This window comes from Oleiphilus sp. HI0067, from assembly GCF_001635735.1.
This window is the reverse complement of the sequence record NZ_LWFI01000516.1, coordinates 1-641: the sequence shown is the minus strand read 5'-3', so window position 1 is coordinate 641 and position 641 is coordinate 1. Positions and strand designations below refer to the sequence as shown.

Here is a 641-nt window from a genome sequence, read left to right as displayed (position 1 = left end):
CTCTCGGCATGATGACTAAAGCTATTTTGGTCTTAAAAGGGCGTGCTCACTATCAGCAAGGCAATAAAGGAATGCTCTCATGATAGGCATTATTATGTTTTTTGCTGCGCTTCTTTTATTGATGCTGGGCTTTCCCGTTGCGTTTACATTTGCAGGCGTCGCACTTGTTTTTGGAGTGATTGCTGAAGGCTTTGATTTGTTTGCTTTCATGCCTTATCGCATTCAAAGCATTATGGAAAACACCATATTAATGGCGATACCGCTGTTTATTTTTATGGGCGTGGTGCTACAGAAAACCAAGTTAGCGGAACAATTACTGGTTTCTATGTCGCAGTTGTTTGGTCGTATGAGTGGTGGTATAGCGATTAGTACAATCTTAGTCGGTGCGCTCTTAGCTGCATCTACTGGTGTTGTCGGAGCGAGTGTGGTCGCGATGGGTTTGATATCGCTGCCAGCGATGTTGAAGTACAACTATGATAAGCAATTAGCGTGCGGCACCATCTGTGCATCGGGCACCTTGGGACAAATTATCCCTCCTTCAATCATCTTGATCATATTAGGCGATGTATTGGGCTTGCCGGTTGGGGATTTGTTCCAGGCGGCCGTTGCTCCAGGTTTGTTATTGATTGCTTTGTATATTG

At 44.6% G+C, this 641-nt stretch carries 1 protein-coding gene; it reads left to right on the top strand.

Features of this window, described 5'->3' with window-relative positions; translation table 11 throughout:
• Positions 1-79: 79 nt before the first annotated feature.
• Positions 80-641: TRAP transporter large permease subunit (locus tag A3739_RS06120; RefSeq protein WP_156502396.1), on the top strand; the 562-nt coding region annotated here is incomplete at its 3' end.